This window comes from Microbacterium sp. NPDC028030, from assembly GCF_040637855.1.
Classification (GTDB): domain Bacteria; phylum Actinomycetota; class Actinomycetes; order Actinomycetales; family Microbacteriaceae; genus Microbacterium.
Genome location: NZ_JBEZXF010000002.1, coordinates 848,658 through 864,277 on the forward strand (window position 1 = coordinate 848,658; position 15,620 = coordinate 864,277).

General features: G+C 66.7%; 22 protein-coding genes. All 22 read right to left on the bottom strand.

Features of this window, described 5'->3' with window-relative positions:
- Positions 1-2 precede the first annotated feature (2 nt).
- The 22 genes from AB0E56_RS12995 to AB0E56_RS13100 all read right to left on the bottom strand — a co-directional run bounded on the left by AB0E56_RS12995 (position 3) and on the right by AB0E56_RS13100 (position 15,593).
- Complete coding sequence (locus AB0E56_RS12995) at positions 3-461, bottom strand: hypothetical protein (protein WP_359799498.1); 459 nt, start codon at positions 459-461, stop codon at positions 3-5.
- A gap of 10 nt (positions 462-471) precedes the next feature.
- A complete protein-coding gene (locus tag AB0E56_RS13000; RefSeq protein WP_359799499.1) occupies positions 472-891 on the bottom strand; it encodes a hypothetical protein in 420 nt (139 codons plus the stop codon).
- Complete coding sequence (locus AB0E56_RS13005; protein ID WP_359799501.1) at positions 888-1,211, bottom strand: hypothetical protein; 324 nt, start codon at positions 1,209-1,211, stop codon at positions 888-890. Before AB0E56_RS13005 ends, AB0E56_RS13000 begins: the two co-directional genes overlap by 4 nt.
- Positions 1,198-1,665, bottom strand: coding sequence for a hypothetical protein (locus tag AB0E56_RS13010; protein ID WP_359799503.1), 468 nt, complete (start codon positions 1,663-1,665; stop codon positions 1,198-1,200). Before AB0E56_RS13010 ends, AB0E56_RS13005 begins: the two co-directional genes overlap by 14 nt.
- The gene (locus AB0E56_RS13015) at positions 1,658-2,503 is read right to left on the bottom strand and encodes a hypothetical protein (RefSeq protein ID WP_359799505.1); all 846 of its coding nucleotides are present in this window, start codon (positions 2,501-2,503) and stop codon (positions 1,658-1,660) included. Before AB0E56_RS13015 ends, AB0E56_RS13010 begins: the two co-directional genes overlap by 8 nt.
- A gap of 3 nt (positions 2,504-2,506) precedes the next feature.
- Positions 2,507-3,439, bottom strand: a complete 933-nt coding sequence (locus tag AB0E56_RS13020; protein WP_359799507.1) for a hypothetical protein — start codon at positions 3,437-3,439, stop codon at positions 2,507-2,509.
- Positions 3,439-4,518, bottom strand: coding sequence for a hypothetical protein (locus AB0E56_RS13025; protein ID WP_359799509.1), 1,080 nt, complete (start codon positions 4,516-4,518; stop codon positions 3,439-3,441). The genes AB0E56_RS13020 and AB0E56_RS13025 overlap by 1 nt, the downstream gene beginning before the upstream one ends.
- A 9-nt stretch (positions 4,519-4,527) precedes the next feature.
- Positions 4,528-5,295: a hypothetical protein gene (locus AB0E56_RS13030; protein WP_359799511.1), complete on the bottom strand. Its 768-nt coding sequence runs from the start codon at positions 5,293-5,295 to the stop codon at positions 4,528-4,530.
- Complete coding sequence (locus AB0E56_RS13035; RefSeq protein ID WP_359799513.1) at positions 5,295-7,433, bottom strand: hypothetical protein; 2,139 nt, start codon at positions 7,431-7,433, stop codon at positions 5,295-5,297. Before AB0E56_RS13035 ends, AB0E56_RS13030 begins: the two co-directional genes overlap by 1 nt.
- A gap of 10 nt (positions 7,434-7,443) precedes the next feature.
- Positions 7,444-7,674 carry a hypothetical protein gene (locus AB0E56_RS13040; protein WP_359799514.1) on the bottom strand — a complete coding sequence of 77 codons (231 nt, stop codon included), beginning with the start codon at positions 7,672-7,674 and terminating at the stop codon, positions 7,444-7,446.
- Between the two features lie 134 nt (positions 7,675-7,808).
- Positions 7,809-8,201 (bottom strand): hypothetical protein, encoded by a 393-nt coding sequence (locus AB0E56_RS13045; RefSeq protein WP_359799516.1) that lies wholly within the window; start codon positions 8,199-8,201, stop codon positions 7,809-7,811.
- An 89-nt stretch (positions 8,202-8,290) separates the two neighbouring features.
- Positions 8,291-8,863 (bottom strand): hypothetical protein, encoded by a 573-nt coding sequence (locus tag AB0E56_RS13050; RefSeq protein ID WP_359799517.1) that lies wholly within the window; start codon positions 8,861-8,863, stop codon positions 8,291-8,293.
- Positions 8,864-8,937: 74 nt separating this feature from the next.
- Complete coding sequence (locus tag AB0E56_RS13055) at positions 8,938-9,357, bottom strand: hypothetical protein (RefSeq protein WP_359799519.1); 420 nt, start codon at positions 9,355-9,357, stop codon at positions 8,938-8,940.
- Positions 9,354-9,602 carry an HK97 gp10 family phage protein gene (locus tag AB0E56_RS13060; protein ID WP_359799521.1) on the bottom strand — a complete coding sequence of 83 codons (249 nt, stop codon included), beginning with the start codon at positions 9,600-9,602 and terminating at the stop codon, positions 9,354-9,356. The genes AB0E56_RS13055 and AB0E56_RS13060 overlap by 4 nt, the downstream gene beginning before the upstream one ends.
- Positions 9,603-9,632: 30 nt before the next feature.
- Positions 9,633-10,025, bottom strand: coding sequence for a hypothetical protein (locus AB0E56_RS13065; RefSeq protein ID WP_359799522.1), 393 nt, complete (start codon positions 10,023-10,025; stop codon positions 9,633-9,635).
- A complete protein-coding gene (locus tag AB0E56_RS13070; protein ID WP_359799524.1) occupies positions 10,025-10,444 on the bottom strand; it encodes a hypothetical protein in 420 nt (139 codons plus the stop codon). Before AB0E56_RS13070 ends, AB0E56_RS13065 begins: the two co-directional genes overlap by 1 nt.
- The gene (locus tag AB0E56_RS13075) at positions 10,371-10,706 is read right to left on the bottom strand and encodes a hypothetical protein (RefSeq protein WP_359799525.1); all 336 of its coding nucleotides are present in this window, start codon (positions 10,704-10,706) and stop codon (positions 10,371-10,373) included. The genes AB0E56_RS13070 and AB0E56_RS13075 overlap by 74 nt, the downstream gene beginning before the upstream one ends.
- Before the next feature lie 18 nt (positions 10,707-10,724).
- Positions 10,725-11,654 (bottom strand): phage major capsid protein, encoded by a 930-nt coding sequence (locus AB0E56_RS13080; RefSeq protein ID WP_359799527.1) that lies wholly within the window; start codon positions 11,652-11,654, stop codon positions 10,725-10,727.
- Positions 11,655-11,724: 70 nt separating this feature from the next.
- The gene (locus AB0E56_RS13085; RefSeq protein ID WP_359799529.1) at positions 11,725-12,384 is read right to left on the bottom strand and encodes a hypothetical protein; all 660 of its coding nucleotides are present in this window, start codon (positions 12,382-12,384) and stop codon (positions 11,725-11,727) included.
- Between the two features lie 8 nt (positions 12,385-12,392).
- Positions 12,393-13,886, bottom strand: a complete 1,494-nt coding sequence (locus AB0E56_RS13090; protein WP_359799531.1) for a hypothetical protein — start codon at positions 13,884-13,886, stop codon at positions 12,393-12,395.
- Complete coding sequence (locus tag AB0E56_RS13095; protein ID WP_359799532.1) at positions 13,883-15,376, bottom strand: hypothetical protein; 1,494 nt, start codon at positions 15,374-15,376, stop codon at positions 13,883-13,885. Before AB0E56_RS13095 ends, AB0E56_RS13090 begins: the two co-directional genes overlap by 4 nt.
- Positions 15,309-15,593 carry a hypothetical protein gene (locus AB0E56_RS13100; protein ID WP_359799534.1) on the bottom strand — a complete coding sequence of 95 codons (285 nt, stop codon included), beginning with the start codon at positions 15,591-15,593 and terminating at the stop codon, positions 15,309-15,311. The genes AB0E56_RS13095 and AB0E56_RS13100 overlap by 68 nt, the downstream gene beginning before the upstream one ends.
- Positions 15,594-15,620: the final 27 nt, after the last annotated feature.

Below are 15,620 nucleotides of genomic sequence, written 5' to 3' on the forward strand. Positions count from 1 at the left end.
GATTACTCCTTCACTCCCCACGGGTTCGGGGGTGTCATGTCGATGTACAAGCCAGGAGGCACAGGTGCGGAAGGCCAGGGCGGCCCCACCCACACGGCGAGCAGACTGCCACCGTTCATCTCTCCGACGTTGCCGCCGCCCGCGACGGCCGTGAACTTCCACACGTCGGTGCCGGCGATGAAGCTCTCGCCGTCGACGGTCGGCTTGAACAGCACGACCTCGATCACGTAGTCTACACCGGATCCGCCTCCTGTGGCGGGCGTCAGGTCACCGGACGGCACGAGATCCATGCTGAACGCGCCGGTGACCGGATCGACCGCCACAGGGACGGGTGTGGCGGAGATCAGTCCTTCCGGGCTGAAGGCCTCAACCTCCGGGTGGACCCACATCAGCGGGGCGAGGTCGGTGAGGACGCCGAGTCCGATGTCGGCGAGAGTGCCCGTGTACTCGTAGGTCGGCATCCTGTCCCCCTCAGTTCTCGCGAGTGTTCGTGCGCTGGGCCTCGTCAGAGATCTGCATCGCGCCGGTGATGTTCAGAGGTCCAGCGAAGCGCATCAAGTTGGTCGGAACCGCTTCGTTCGGGATGATGTAAACCCCGATGCCAGCGAACGCAGCGACTGCGATCTGCAGCCACTCCGACGTCGTGATTCCGTCCGTCAGGAACGAAGAGAGCGCAACGAGTGCAGCGGCGACGAAGGCCACAGCCGTCTTCAGGAATCGCGCCACGCCCTCCGGGCTGTTCGGGACGACGTACACGCCGACCGCGCCGACGCCGACGATGCCGACGTTGACCAGCTCCGAGGTCGTGACGATGTTGTCGGTGAGTGCGGTGACGAGAACGCCCGCGATGGCGAGCAGGACGTACAGCAGGGACTTCGCATACAGCTTCATGAGGACTCCTTCGAGTTGGTTTCCAGGTTCTTGTCGAGAGCGGCTTGCTCTTCGAGGGTCGGGATGACGCTGCCGCCACCGCGCACACGGGCGACGTATTCACGGAAGGCGTCCTGGATGCGAAACGCCCACCGCGCTCGGAACTCGAGCCGGTCAGCACGCGCCCAGATCTCGGCGACCGTGGGCGCCTTGGTCTCCGTGTTCCCTTTGCGGCGGTTCCACATCGCGAACGCCCCGACGACGATGCCGCCGACGATCGTTCCGAGGAGCGGAAGATATGGCGTGATCTGTTCCGTGAAGGTGAGCTCAGCGCCGATCATGCTTCCTCTTCCCACTCTGCGCCGCCAGGTACACGAACCGCACAGCAGGAAGGATGAACGCGATGAACGCGATAGCCCCGACGAACTGACGGTCGAGATCGCCCTCCACGAAACCGACCCCGTTGAGGCCGCCGACATAGGCGAGCATCATCGCGGAGAGTACGAGTGACGCCCACTTCTCGAGCTGCTGCCAACGGTCCGTGATTGAGCCGACGGCGGCGAGCACCGAGGAAGTCCCGAGCAGGACGGCCCACACGGACGTGTAGCCTTCGGGAGCCGTCAGCCGAAACACGGGAACGCCGGCGATGAATGCGATCACGCTGGCGTAGACGAAACCGAGGTAGACGCCGACGAGCGCGACCCGGAGCACGATGACCGGCGACCACGCCCAGACGCCCCACCGGGAGCGCGGATGGACATTGTCCAGGTATCGGAGCGGCATGAGGTCAGCCATCCACATCCACGCTGAAGGTGACGTTGCGGAGCGCGTTCTCGACACCCTGCTGCGCGGCCTTCAGGATCGCCGACGCATCCAGCCCCTTCGCGTTCGCCAGGGCCGTGAGAGCCGCCTCAAGCCCAGACTGTGACGCCTGAAGCTGCGCCACCCGCGTGCTCACGTTCGCGAGCTCCTGGCGCACGCTCACGGGGCCAGAGTCGCGGATGATCGGCTTCGTGTTGTCCGCCGCCGACGCAGAGTCGCGTGCGATCCGGGACAGTGAATCCGAGATCGAAGCCTTGTTGTCCTTCATGCTGTTGCCGCCACGGAAGATCGCATCGTGGATCGCGTTCAGCTTGCTGGCCTGCTCAGGGGTCATGTCGTCCTCCGGTGTCGTCGTGCCGCCCGCGGCGGCTGGCTTGTCGATGCGTCCGAGCGGCCCCCAGTGGGTCCAGTGCCACAACTCGCCGAACCCTTCACCCTCACGAGTGATGTCGTACTTCCGAGCGAGTACCTTCGCGCGACGCGCGGCCGTCGTGTCGGAGTTGTACGGCCACTTCAGATCGTTCGACCTGCGGGCCTCATGGTTACTGGTGCGCGGCGGCGCGACCGTGTCGGGATGGATCTGGTACCACTTCTTCCCCTGCCACCACCGGTACCCGTACACCTTTCGGCCGTTCGGTGTGAGCGTCATCCGCTCGTACCAGATGCGCTCCTGATCCTCAGGCTCCCGGTCACCCGAGAGCGAGATCATGGCCGGGTGGCCCTCGCGGACGAGTTCATCGGAGAGGGCATCGAACGCTTCGCGGGTGCCCTGCGCGCGGTTGTACGCACCGCCGACGAATGTCAGGCCCATTGCTCAGTCCTCCTGGTCCTCGCTGAACGGTGCGGGCGGGATCTCCTCTTCGAGGAGGAAGTCACCGCCGAAGCGCTCGGCCTTCACCAGCCAGAACACCTCGCGGCCGGGATCGCCGTAGACGGTGACCTTTCCGTCAACGACTTCGTCCGCGCCGACCGGGAACGGCCTGCCAACAGGTGTGAGCTGCACTGTGCGGCCCCCAGGCTTGTTCAGCCCTTCGAAGTACTCCGGAAGCTCGACGACCGCCGACCCGTCCGCGCCAAGCCGCGCGCGGCCCGTGTACTCGGTACCCGACACGGGCGACTCCGTGGACCCGTGGCGCAGCCAGACGTGCTCCTTCGATGGGTGCGGCATCTTGAAGTTCTTCGCCCCGAGCACGTCGAAGTCACCGAGAACCGTGAAGTGATCCTGCGCCGTGACTGAACCGTCGATCTGGATGCCCGCGCCGCGCAGGTACAGAATGCCTGACGAGGCGACCTCGCCGGAGAACCCGCCCGTCTTCTGGATGACCATGTTGCCGACGACGATGCGGCCAGTCCCAACCGTGAGGTCGTCGTTCATCGTGACGGTGTTGTTCAGCGTCGTGGCGCCGGTGACGTTCAGGCTCCCTGAGATCGTCGTCGCACCGCCGATTGTCGCGTTCCCAGAAGTCGCGAAGTTGCCCTGCACACCAGTCGGTCCACGGAAGTACACCGTTCCTGACCAGTCAAGGACACCGTCGCCATTGAGGTTCCCGTCGATGTTGAGGAAACCAGAGCCGAGGATGTCGATCCCGCCGCCATCTTCGATACGGATCCGGCCGCCAGCATAGAACCGCATGACCGCGCGGCCAATCGACGAGTTCTGGAGCGTCGCCTTCGAGATGCGGCGCAGCTCCCGCCAGATCTTCGCGAACTGCACCGCGAGACCATCCGACCCCAGGTGATCGACCATCAGGCGCCCCCTGTCGGCTGTACCGTGATCGTCTTGAAGTTCGGCCCCGGCACCGACTTCGCCGTCTTCACGACGCGGCGCTCATGCCAACCGTCAGCCATCCACGGGTCACCGTCGAAGTGCAGGCGCACACTGTCCCCCGCCGCGATCGCATGATCCCCAGAAACGACGAACTCCTGCTGGTACGTCGGGTGCTCGAACAGCACCAGGTCCTGCGCGCTCATCGCGTTCAGCTGCGCCGCCTTCGAGACGTTCTTCGACATCTCCACCCGGTCCAGCAACGGGTAGAGCGAGTCGAGGTTCCTGTTGGAGCGGACGAGCATGTCCACCTCGGACCCCTCACCGACCCGGTAGGCGTTGTTCGTGACACGCAGCGCATCGCCCGACTCGGAGAACGCCGAGATCCCCGACTGTTCCGCGGTGACGAAGAACTCGTACGACGTCCCCGAAGACCAAGCGGGACCCGCTTGATAGAGCCAGTCGATCTGGGAGTCCAGCGTCGCCCACCGCGGTTTCAGGAGAACGTCGAGGCCCTCGTCGCCCAGGTCGGAGAGCACGTCGCTCACGGTCTCGAAGTGGTACCCGTAGTAGGTGCGGTCGACTGATGCTCCGGGGTATCCGCCCGGGAGCGTGATGGGCAGGTCCGCGGACGGTGGGGCGGGGGCTGTGCGTCCCCGGAGGATCGCCATCGCGCCCTGGTAGGCGAGGCTGCCGGACACGTCCTGCTGCCACTCCTCCACGTTCGTGGCGTTGTGATCCCACGCACCGCGACGGTTCAGCATCGCCCATGCGTCACTGAGCCGGATGTCGAGGACGTTGGAGCCTCGACGGTAAGTCGGTGGGGCCGTGATGTACCCGAGGTACTCGATCTTCCTGTTGTTCTCGATCGCGATGATCCGCGACCACGGGCGGAAGTGGTTCCGCATCTCCGTCTTCGTGAACGTGCCATCCAGAGGAACCGTGATCGAAGACCCCGAGTCGCCAGCTGACAGCAGCGTGCTGTGACTGAAACCACTGAACGGGATCCGGTCGTACACGTTCCCCACGGAGTCGCACGTGTACGCCTGGTACTCGGGCACGGGGCCTCCTCAGATGTACGTCTCCGTCACCCGTTGGGCCAGAGACCGCGAACCGGTGATCGTCGCCGTCACGCCGGGAAGCCCGACCGGGATCGACCACGGCTGATAGACCGTGATCGCGTTCGGAACGCGTCCCCCGGCGCCGTTGAACAGTCCCCCGGTGACGAAGTCGATCGAGTGGGCCTCAGCCGGTGCGTTGGAGTTCACGGTGATGACGCGCCCGCCCGGGCCCGTGACCGTGTACCCGCCCGACCCGGCACCGACCATCAGCCGCGGGGTTGCCGGGAAGTTCCCGTAGTGGATCGCCGCGGACCCCGCTGGGAAGTCACGAACCTCCCCGTACTTCCGCGGGTCCGCCGCCACCATCTGGACCAGGAACGTCCCGCGGAGCATCCCGCTGCGGATGCCGGCGTCCTTGAAGATGGGCTTACCTCCTCGGCGCGCCCACACCCACAGCTCCTGCCCCTGGTGCTCGACCGTCACCTTCAGCCGGCCACCGTCCGCGCCGACGCCGATCACTCGATGCCGGAGATGCGCGAGTTCCCTCTCAGACCATGCGAACGCGTGCCCATCGATCGAGAACACCCGAGAACCCTGGAACGTCGGCACGTCGAAGTCGCCATGGTCCGCGACTCGCTCGATGGTCTCCCGTCGCGCCTCGGTGCCGTCGTCCCACCCCTCGAACCCATCAGGCCCGACGAACAGGCCCTCGACGCGGGGCGACAGATCGAGGGGTCGCCCCAGGATCTGCACCCCGCCCATCGTGATCCGCAACATCAGACACCCCTCAACATCGCCGCCCACTGCTGGTTCGCGAGCTCTACGGCCTCGTGCGGGTCCGTCTTGTCGAAGTGGTTCACCTGGCTGACCGAGCGGCCGCCACCACCACCAGGGGCCGGCGCTCCACCAGGGGCAGTGCCTGACGAACCGCCGGCACTCGTGAACTCCGGGAATTCCGGACCCTCACCGCCGCCGATGCCGCCGACCCACTGATCCCAGAACGCGTTGCCGGACTTCTTCAGGTCGGCCCATCCGGAACCGGAGAGCGGGCCGCGCTTCGCGGGCGAGTGGGGGAAGAACCCCATCACCCAGTCGAGGGCACCCGAGACGGCGTCGCCGATCGGAGCGAACATGCTCTGAATGCCGCCGAGGAACCCGCGCATCAGCGCCTGGCCAGACCCGTAGAGGATCGACCCCAGGTCGCCGATCGCTTCGACCACTCGCGTCGGAAGCGCCGAGAGGAACCCGACGATGCCGTTCACGCCGTCGCTGACGGTTCGAATGGTCCCGCCGATCGCCTCCCCAATCTGGATACCCGCATCCCAGAAGGAACGTGCAGTGTCGCCGATGGGACCCTGCAGGTTGACCATCTTCTCGACGAGTTCTTCCGGAGTGGTGTTCCCGGAGATCAGGTCGAAGAAGCCGCCGATCGTCGTCGTCAGCCCGTTCCACCCCTCGATGCCCGAGACGAGCAGAGGGGCAAGCAGACCGAGGAAGCCGATGATCGCGGGGAGCGCGTCGGCCGTCGACTTGAACAGCCCGGGCAGTTGCGGCAGCAGCTCTTTCGCAAGCTCGGTCAGGTCGGGGAGGATGTCCGCGAACGCCTTCGCGAGCTCCGGACCCTGCTCCTCAGCGAGTTCACCAATGATCGGGATCAGGTCGTCACCGACGACCGTTGCCAGCTGCTGAGCGATCGGCAGGAACGCGTCACCGATCTTCGCCTGCACGTCATCCCACGACGCGGCGTTGATGCGATTCTTGTTCGCCAACTCGTCGGAGGTGTTGGCGAAGTCGCCCTGCACCTTCGCCGTCTGAGCGAGCAGCAGCCCGTACCGGGCCTGGACTTTCTCGGCCTCCGTGAGCGCCCCGACACCGTCCCCGATGCCGTTCGCGAGCGCGTACGCTTCGACGGCCGCGGCGGACATGTCGATGCCGTACTTCCGCAGCGGCTCCGTCTCACCGGCAAGACCCGACTGGAACAGGCGTAGCGCCTCGGCCACGTCCGTGTTGAACACGGACGCGAAGTCCGTGCCCCGCCCAACAAGGGTCTCGAGCGTGCCCGCGACGTCGCCACCCTCGCCAGCGATCGTCCCGATGAAGGCTGAGAACTGGGTGGCGTAGGCGTTCAGGTCGCGCTTGCTGAGACCGAACGCCTTCGCCGAGTTGTCACCCAGCTTGAGCACCGCGTCGGCGGCGTCGCCGTACGCGACCTGCACCGCGTTGACGGACTCGTTCAAGTCGGATGCGATATCGATCGACCCGAGAACGAAGTCCTTCGCGCTGCGGAACGCGTCCGCGACGATGTTCCCGATCCCCAACGCGGCGAACGCGGTGACCAGTCCCCCCGCGAAACCCTTCACACCCGTCAGGACGTTGTTACGGAAGCCCGTCACGCCCTTCTGACCGGCCTGTGCCAGCTCATCACCGGCATGGTCGGCCGCACGGGCCAGCTCGCTCTGAGAACGCTTCAGATCGTCCGTGGCGGCCTCGGTGCGCTCATGCGCTGCACTGAGCTGCCGGGACGAAGACTCCATGCGCTCCTGCGCACGGATCACCTGGGACGAATCGGACGCGTACTTCTTCCGCGCCTCCGCGAGTTGCGCCTCAGCGACACGCGTCTTGCCCGCCGCGTCCTGCTCCCGCAGCCTCGCCGCCGACAGCGCACGGGACGCCTTCGCAACGTCAGCCTCGAGCGCCTTCGTCAGCTTCGACGACGTACCCTTCGCGGACTGCTCGAACGCCGCCTTGAAGCCCGCACCCGTCTTCTTGCCAGTATCCGCACCTGTGCGGGCGAACGCGCGGGAGAAGCCCTGTGAGGCGCTCTTCGCACTACCGTCCGTCTCCCTGGTGACGATGCTGCGGAAGCCCTTGAACGTGGGGACGACAGCAACCTCGGTGACAGCAACCTGAGTCATGCGCTCCCCCTTATCGATCTCGGAGCGCACTCCTCGCGAGCAGCTTCTCCGTCAGCTCCGCCAGCTCGTCCGGCGTCACGGACGGCGCCGCGTCAGCATCCGGCCACGGGCGCGGGAACCTGATCGGCTCCTTCGCCTTGTCCGTGTTGCGGTGCACGTTCACGAACCACTCCGCGAGAGTGATCAGCGCCACGTCGGCGTGCGCCGCGACCCAGTCGTACCCGCGCAGAGCGGCGAACACGTGCGACCCGGTCTCCTTGAACAGCTCCTCGATCAGATCCGCTGCACGCCGGTACCGCAGCCGCCTCGTACCCAGATCATCGAGATCCAGGCCGAGGCGCTGCAGGTCAAACCGGACGGGCTTGCGGTGCTCGTCTACGAATCGGAGGAGCGCGAGGATTCCCCCAACGGCATCGACATCGCCTTCGCGAACTCCGTGAACACGGCACGCTGCAGCCGGCGGCGTTCGATCGCACCCATCAGCGGGTACGCGTCCATGAAGTTCTCGCCGAACGTCCGGCCCATGACCTCGAACTGCTCATCCTCGGAGCGGTCCTCGTCATCGGTGCCCATCGCCATGTTGAGCAGATCGGCGGGGAAGTCGAGGTCGATGACGAGCTCGTGGCCCGCCTTCGTCGTATAGCGGAGGACGTCGTCCTCGACCGTGTAAGCGAACGGGGCGACCGCCGGCTTCTCGACGGCCCTCGCCGTGGGCTTCTTCGGTGCGGTCTTGCGGGGCGCGGACTTCCGCGCGGTGGGTGCGGACATGGGTGTCTCCTTCGTGGGTGACCGTGGGTGGTGTGGGTGAAGCGGGGTGCTGAGCCACCCACGAAGGACTCAGCACCCCACACTTGGGGTCAGGCCGCGAGGACCCACTCACCGAAGTGAGCGTTGCCCGTCTCCGGCGACCGGTTGATCTTGAAGGTGATGGCGTAGCCGAGCACCTCGCCGCGCGTCGAACGGTCCTCGACCACCGACTGCACCTGAGCGTTCGCGGCGACCCTGCGACGGATAGCGCCCGACTTCGCGATCTCCTCGGTGAACACGACGTACTGCGTCGCGTGACCGCCGCCGTCGAAGTTGACGTACCCGTTCTCGTCCGGCGCCGTGCCGGCCATCAGCTCCCGCACCCACGGGTCGGTCTGCGCGGCCGTGACAGCGAGGGTCACGTTCGAGAGTCCGGAGGGCAGCGAGTAGCCGTCCTGCCAGAACTCGATCGCGTCGCCTGTCTGCTCCCATGCCCACTGCGGGCCTCCGTCAGTCTTCAGCAGTCCGATCTTCTTGAAGGCGGCGTTGAGTGCCGGCGTCAGCGGGTCGGTCGCCCCCTCTGCCGGGGTGGGGATCGCGGTCCCGAATGGTGCGACTCCGATGAAGCCGGTGACCGGCACGAAGACCTGAGTGATGTCGTTTCCCTGCGTGTCCGCAGCCATAGTGTTCTTCCTCCTGGAATGAGGAAGACCCCCGGCTGCCGCGCGGAGGTCTTCAGGGGTTTGGTGTGGGTGGATCAGAGAGCCGAGCCGACGACAGCCAGCTCGAACGTGAGGTACCTGACGGCCTTCTCGCCCTCGTCAGCGACGGGGATCGGGCCGTTGGATGCAGTGACCGCAGCGACGGGATTCCCGGCCTCTACCCGGGCACTGTCGCCGATGAGGGCACGCACGATGCGTGCGAGGTCGTTGGCCTCTTTCGGGAGCGCCTTCGTGCCGGCATAGACGGTGACGCCGACCGAGGCGGAGTCGACATGTAGCTCCTCGACACTGGAGCCGTCATATCGGACGACGACGAGCTTCGGCGGCAGGGTGCCCGGCGGTTCCTTGTTGTCGACCTTCACGCCCTGGCACACAGGCTCAGGTCGCGCCGCGAGTTGCGCGCGCAGCCAGCCGGTGAGCCAAAACTCGAGGTCGGCATGGATGATGGCTGTCATCGTCGCCTCGCAGACTTCTTCGCCGCACGGGCCATGACGCCCGTTTTCGACTCGATGATCAGCGCCTTCGGATCAGTGGACTGCACCAGGCCGACAGACCGACGCTGCTGCTTCACCGTCACCCGGATGCTCGCCTTGAAGTCCCCCGAGTCGACAGGAGCGTCCGCGCGCACCTGATCAGCGATGCGCTCAGCTGCCTGAACGACAGCACCCGTGATCCCGGGACCACGCGCGAGTTCGTTCATCGCAGCGTCGTCGAATACGGTCGCCACAGGTCAGCCCTCCGACAAGTCGAGCGGGATCTCCACGACGGGTTGCCAGCCCGTAAACGGGTTCGTGTCGGCAGCGGGTCGCACGTTGACGTACAGGACCTCGCCGCCCGACCACGTCTGCGTGTCCTCGTCGAAGGTCCCGCCGCGTCGGATGCGATCGCCGGGCTGCACATCGGCGCTCGGCTCGGTCAGGTAGAGCGACTTCTCCGTGAGGATCTGCGCTCGTGTCGCGTTCGTCGGCGCGGTCGACGAGGACGACGCGACGAACGCTTGCTCGAGGACGAGATACGACAGCGGGTCACCCCACGACCCCGGCACCTGAGTACCGGGGTCGTAGGGGTCGGTGACCATCTGCCGACGCTCGCGCACGACCGTCTCACCGAAGGGGAACTCCATCAGAGCGCCTCCTCCGGGATCGGGTCGCGTGCAGGGTTCCCGAAGCGGATGCCGTCCGGGGCGGCCATGCGGACCGACCGGACGTTTCCCAGCCCCACCATCGCGTCGAGCTCGTCGAGCTGCTCAGGCAGGAACCACTTCAGGAGCGCCGCACGGGCGTTGTAGCGCACGTTCGCAGGCCCGACAGCCTGGGACTCCACGAGCCCCGGACGGGTCAGCCTGGTCATGATCGCGTCCGCCGCGGCCGACACGAACGCCGGCTCGGTCGGATTCGCGACCGGCGGCGACGTGATCCGGTCCCCGTACCGCGCATTCAAGCGCAGTGCGAGGACCGGAAGCCACGCCTCAGCCCTGGTCTTCTGCGCCGCCGTCAGCGTCGGCAGGAACGGATCCAGCTTCTGCATCGTCAGCGTCAGCATCGTCGTCCTCCTCCGAGCTGGTGGCGGCCTCGATGACCGCGCGGATGTCGTCCTTCTTCGTCGCGTCGCCGAGGTCGATGCCGTGCTCCTCGGCGTATGCCTTGAGCTCGTCGACCTTCAGCTTCGAGATGTCCACCGGCTCCTGCTCAGCAGGGGCAGGCGACCCAGCGGCCACCCACCCCTGCGAGGTGTAGGAGTCGGCGACATCGTCCGGCACCGTGACCTGACGGCCCTTGCCGGGGTGCGTGAGAGTGATGCTCATGCGTGTCGCCTCCTTCGGTTACGCGGCCGGAGTGACCGCGGCTGCGGGCTCGGACAGCTCGCCGGACGCGTTGATCGTGTTGCCGAGCACGTACGCGTAGCGGGCCTTGAAGCGGAAGGCGACCATGTCGCGCTCCGCGAGGTTGATCCCGTCGACCGTGGCCTGGTCGAGGAACTTCACCGTGACGTCCTGACGGACGCCGATGAGCACGCGCGAGCGGTCGGCGACGATCGCGGACGCGAGGGTGTTGTCCCACGCGCCGTTCTTCACGAACGCGGCGTCGAGGCCAGCGATGCTGTCGGTGACGAGTCCGCCCTCGCCGAGGGTGCGCGAGTAGATCGCCTGGCCGTCCGCGCTGCGGAGGTTGGCGAGCCGGAAGCGCAGACCCGACGCGGAGAGGATCGTGGTCGGGTCGGCGCCCGAGTCCGCGACCGCGCCCGCGGCCTGGAAGATCGACCCGGCGAGGTCGTCCGCACCGGGGGTCGGCGACACCTGGAAGATGTTGCCGACCGCCGTTGCTGCGGCGAGCAGGTCGGGGCTGAGCCAGGTGGCGGGCTTGTCGACGCCGAACAGCACGGCCTCGTCGAGCTTCTTGCCGATCGCGGTGCCGCCGAGCGCGGTGATCTTGGCGATCATCGTGTCGTCGGCGTCCTCGAGGGTGTCCTCGTGAACGGGGACGATCACGGCGATCTCCTCGACCACGAAGCGCTTGTTGCCCCAGATGGCCTTCGAGGTGGGCTTGCGCCCCTCGGGGGCCGTCGCGGACTCCGAGACCCACTTGGCCTCGGGGAGGGTGGTGAGCACCGGCGCGTTCGTGATCTTCGTGCCGAGCGGCACGGTCTCGAATCCGGTGAGGGCCGCCGACTGCGCCTCCGCGGTGGAGAGCAGTGTGTCGCTGTACTCCTCCTGGATGAGCGTCGCGACGTCCTCGCGAGTGATATCTGCCATGGCAGGGGTGTCCTTTCAGAACTAAAGCCACCCCAGACGGGATGGCTCATGGTGGTTGTGGAACTGCAGGTCAGGAGTTCTTGCGTCGCGTCGCCAACTGGCGCAGCGCAGACGCGGCGTTCCCCTTGCCGCCCGAGTTGGACGTGTCGGTCGGTTCACCCTGGCCAGGCTTCGGCCGCGTGCGCGGCGTCGGCTTGGTGTCGACCTTCAGCAGGTACGACTTCTCGGTCGCGAGCTTCGTGATCGCCTTCGTGATCGCGTCGGCGTCCGGCTCGTCGTCCTTCACGAGCTCCTCGGAATTAAGGAACGCGACGACATCGCCCGGGTCCGTGAAGCCTGCGGCGGTCGCCGCGAGCTTCACCTCCGACGACACGATCCGCCCCAGGAACTTCGTCCGCGTCTCGCCCGCAGCTTCCGCACGAGCAGCCTCGAGGGCCTTCTCGTGATCGGTCTTCTGCGAGTCGAGATGCTTCTGGTAGTCCTCGAGCTGCTGCTTCACGGTCGCCGCGTCGCCGCCGTACTCAGCAGTGAGCTTCTGGCGCTCCCTGGCGAGACGAGACTCGACGATGCGGTCGAGGTCGGCCTGCGACTGCGGGGGCGTATACGCGGGCGGCGGGGTGCCGTCCTGGGTGCCTGCAGCGGCACCGTCGCCTCCGCCGCCGTCCGCACCGTCGTCCGCGAAGACGAGGAACGGGAAGCGGGTCGCCAGACTCTGCTGGTGGGTGAACATGGATCCTCCTACGGAGTGGTGGTGGGTTGACCGGCGGTTTCGACAGGTGCCGTCCCTGCATCCCCGCCCGAAGCGGGTGTGATCTGCTCGAGCTCGCCGCGCAGGCCAGCGCCCGCACGGTTCGCGATCTCGCGAGCCTCGTCCGACGAGAGCACCTTGCCCACGCCGAGGTAGATGGACTGGATCAGGTTTGCCAGTTCGACCGGCGACGACGCGGACCGCATCTCACGGGCGGCCTTCGCCGCGTCCTCCGCGTCCTTCTTCGTCCAGCCCGGGACCATCCGGAACAGCGGCTCCAGAGGGCCGGTGATCGTCTCCATCTTCTGAACGAAGTCGGATACCTGAGACAGCGACCACGAGGAGACGTTCTCCCAGTCGACCTGATCGGTCGTCGAAGCCGCGGCGTCACTGTCGCCGAGCATCGCCGCGGCCGTGCGCATCGCCAGCTCGTAGCCCTCACCGATCGACTTCTTCCGCGCCGACAGGTTCCGGTGGTAGCCCGCCTCGGCCGCCGCGATGCCCTCCGCGCTCATGTTGACGACGGCGCCGAGCAGGTAGTGCGGCGGGACCTGGACGACGGCGCTGAAGTGCTTGATGTGCGCGTCGAGCGCCGAGACCGCCTTGTCGAGATCCGCCGCGGGGAACGCCCCGAAGCGCGCCGTCTCACCAGCCTCGCCGCTCGCGTGCAGCAGGCCGTCGACCGACGACCGGACTCCGGGGTCGACCTCGCCGCCTGCCATCCATTTCTGCGGGAACGCGCCGTACCGCTGCAGCATCTGCAGGGTGAACGTCCCGTCCACGATCCGCTTGTAGACCGGGACCTTGTCCGCGATCGACGAGATCGGCGTCGCGTCGAGCGTGTTCGACACCCCGACGATCGGGGTGAAGTCCATCCCGTGCGACTCGAACGTCATCTCGAGCGGTGTGTCCGGTGTGCCCTTGAAGCGGTAGATGCCCTCGCTGTCGATCAGCATCCAGTCGCCCTGCCAGAACGGCTTCCCCACCGCGCGCGGCTTCCGCCGGTGCAGCACGTACTCCGGATACTCGTCCCACGGGTCCGCGTAGACGGCGTAGGTGTCGAGCGCGCTCATCGGGCGCATGACGACGCTGTCGCCGTCGCTGCCGGGGAGGACGGCGACGAAGCCGCGGCCGAAGCCGACCGCGTCGCGGGTGACGACGTCCTGCCGACCATCCATGCCGTTCGCGCGCCACGCGCGCTCCCAGATGTCGGTGTTCGTGTATCCCGACACGATGCAGCCCTGAGCGATCGCATCCCGCGCGAAACCGAGCCACGGGGAGGCGGACTTCCGCAGCAGGTCCTTGTACTCGGCGTCGACGTTCTCTGGCATCCACGTCCGGAGCAGCTGCCCGTCGATGTGCTTCTGCAGCGTGCGGAGCGGAGCCCACGTCGCCTGTGCGTCCTTCTTCAGGTCGGCGCCGAGCGCGCCCAGCGCTGCGGCATCCATCGGCGGCGTCGTGCCGTCCAGCAGGATGAGGCTCATGCGTATCCCCTCACGATCGGGCGCTCACGCTTGGGCGTCGCCTCAGATTTCAGAACGCCCCACAGGGCCCACGTCACGGCCTGGGCCTGCGTGATCGGCTTCGTCGGATCGGATGGCTCCCAGGTGTACCCAGAGCGCCCGATCGGACGTGTCGTTGCGAGCTCGAGCGACTTCGTCACCTCGGGCTGGTCCCGATGCGGCACCATGCCGGCGTTCACGAGCTCGATGAAGAGCGCATGTGCAGCGGCTATCTCGTCGAGGTTCATTGCGAGGTACTTAACCTTCGCGGCATCGAGCTTCCCGATGACGGCAGTCGCGTTCTTCGGGTCGAGAACGACGAGCGCATTCCCGAGCTCCGCCTTCAGCTTCTTCACCTCGGCGGCCACCCAGAGCGTTCCGCGATCGGTCTTGTGATGCTCGACGGCGATCGAGTCACCGTCGACGCGGATCGCCTTCCCGATCGTCGCGAACCCACCACCGCGACCCAGCGCGACTGCGATAACCGCACCCTCGCCCGTCACGCTCGCCTTGGGTTCGACCTGGTGCGACCATGCCGATAGATCGAGCTCGGACAGCGACTCGGCGGCTTCCTCGCGACGGTTGGGCCAGATCGAGAGACGCTGGATCGCGAACGACTCGCGGTCCATGCGGATCGCCTCGTCGCCGATCGACGTCGCCAGGCCGGGCCGGAACCCCAGTGCGGGGTTGCCCTGTCGCCACACCTCAGGCGACATCACGTCGATCTTCGCCGCAGTATCTGGATCGTCGGACCCATCGGGCGTGAACTCGATCCATCCTCCGCGGGGGTCAAGTCCTCCGCGCCCGCGGTCGCGTACGCCCTCCCACACCTCGGAGTTGTTCAGCTCGTCGGGCACAGTCCCGGTGAAGATCACCTGCGTGTTCTCCACCGCGGACATCGTCGGCAATAGGGCGTTCAAGGCCTCCTGCCCCATTTCCTGCGCCTCGTCCACGATCAGCACATCCACCGTGAAGCCGACTCCCGAGTTCCGCGACCGCGCCAGGTACAGCAGACGGTTACCGTTCGCGAGCTCGAACCCCTCCTCGCCGTGTGACGTTGAGATCTTCGAGATCTCCCCCATGAGCGCCGGGGACGACTTGATCGCACGCTGCAGCTTGAGGAACGCCTCACGCGCCGTCTTGAACTGGTGCGCCGTGTGGACGATCGTCTTCGGCTCACCGTCCGGCTTCGGCCACAGGTACAGGTGAGCGAGCGCTGCCGGCGACAGCACGTCACCCTTGCCGTTCTGGCGAGAAACGAGTTCGCCGAACTCCGAACATGCCCAGAAGCCGACCTCGTCCACCGAGAACAGAGCATCGAGCGACAGCTCCTGCCACGGGTCCGAGCGGCGACCGGTCAGGTACCAGAGATCGAGAGCTTCCTCGCCGAGCGATCCGGCACGGTCAGGCAGACGAAGCAGACGCGGCGTCTGCCGTCCTACGAGCGCGGGCTTCGGCGAGTTGGTCAGCAAGAGTGACCCCCTTCACCTGCCCGTTGCCCTGCAGCTCTGCGAGCTCCCGGAGGATCTCCCGCTGCTCGCGCATCTGCAGATACACCCGAGCCGGATCCGTGCGCCGCAGCTCTTTCACCAGCTCGCGCGACTCCTGCAACAGCTCCTGCAACACCTCGACGCGGGAGACGTGCCCCTCGGACGTTCGCGCTGCTGGCGGGACAACGACCGGCGGCACGGCATCGGTCGTCTTTGACAGCCGGGA

Bases quoted from the DNA above. Each gene is read 5' to 3' on its own strand.
- AB0E56_RS13020 (WP_359799507.1), bottom strand. From the start codon at position 3,439: ATGGTCGATCACCTGGGGTCGGATGGTCTCGCGGTGCAGTTCGCGAAG.
- AB0E56_RS13050 (WP_359799517.1), bottom strand. From the start codon at position 8,863: ATGGCTGCGGACACGCAGGGAAACGACATCACTCAGGTCTTCGTGCCG.
- AB0E56_RS12995 (WP_359799498.1), bottom strand. From the start codon at position 461: ATGCCGACCTACGAGTACACGGGCACTCTCGCCGACATCGGACTCGGC.
- AB0E56_RS13030 (WP_359799511.1), bottom strand. From the start codon at position 5,295: ATGTTGCGGATCACGATGGGCGGGGTGCAGATCCTGGGGCGACCCCTC.
- AB0E56_RS13060 (WP_359799521.1), bottom strand. From the start codon at position 9,602: ATGAACGAACTCGCGCGTGGTCCCGGGATCACGGGTGCTGTCGTTCAG.
- AB0E56_RS13035 (WP_359799513.1), bottom strand. From the start codon at position 7,433: ATGACTCAGGTTGCTGTCACCGAGGTTGCTGTCGTCCCCACGTTCAAG.
- AB0E56_RS13090 (WP_359799531.1), bottom strand. From the start codon at position 13,886: ATGAGCCTCATCCTGCTGGACGGCACGACGCCGCCGATGGATGCCGCA.
- AB0E56_RS13000 (WP_359799499.1), bottom strand. From the start codon at position 891: ATGAAGCTGTATGCGAAGTCCCTGCTGTACGTCCTGCTCGCCATCGCG.
- AB0E56_RS13015 (WP_359799505.1), bottom strand. From the start codon at position 2,503: ATGGGCCTGACATTCGTCGGCGGTGCGTACAACCGCGCGCAGGGCACC.
- AB0E56_RS13085 (WP_359799529.1), bottom strand. From the start codon at position 12,384: ATGTTCACCCACCAGCAGAGTCTGGCGACCCGCTTCCCGTTCCTCGTC.
- AB0E56_RS13010 (WP_359799503.1), bottom strand. From the start codon at position 1,665: ATGGCTGACCTCATGCCGCTCCGATACCTGGACAATGTCCATCCGCGC.
- AB0E56_RS13080 (WP_359799527.1), bottom strand. From the start codon at position 11,654: ATGGCAGATATCACTCGCGAGGACGTCGCGACGCTCATCCAGGAGGAG.
- AB0E56_RS13070 (WP_359799524.1), bottom strand. From the start codon at position 10,444: ATGCTGACGCTGACGATGCAGAAGCTGGATCCGTTCCTGCCGACGCTG.
- AB0E56_RS13005 (WP_359799501.1), bottom strand. From the start codon at position 1,211: ATGATCGGCGCTGAGCTCACCTTCACGGAACAGATCACGCCATATCTT.
- AB0E56_RS13045 (WP_359799516.1), bottom strand. From the start codon at position 8,201: ATGTCCGCACCCACCGCGCGGAAGTCCGCGCCCCGCAAGACCGCACCG.
- AB0E56_RS13055 (WP_359799519.1), bottom strand. From the start codon at position 9,357: ATGACAGCCATCATCCATGCCGACCTCGAGTTTTGGCTCACCGGCTGG.
- AB0E56_RS13075 (WP_359799525.1), bottom strand. From the start codon at position 10,706: ATGAGCATCACTCTCACGCACCCCGGCAAGGGCCGTCAGGTCACGGTG.
- AB0E56_RS13065 (WP_359799522.1), bottom strand. From the start codon at position 10,025: ATGGAGTTCCCCTTCGGTGAGACGGTCGTGCGCGAGCGTCGGCAGATG.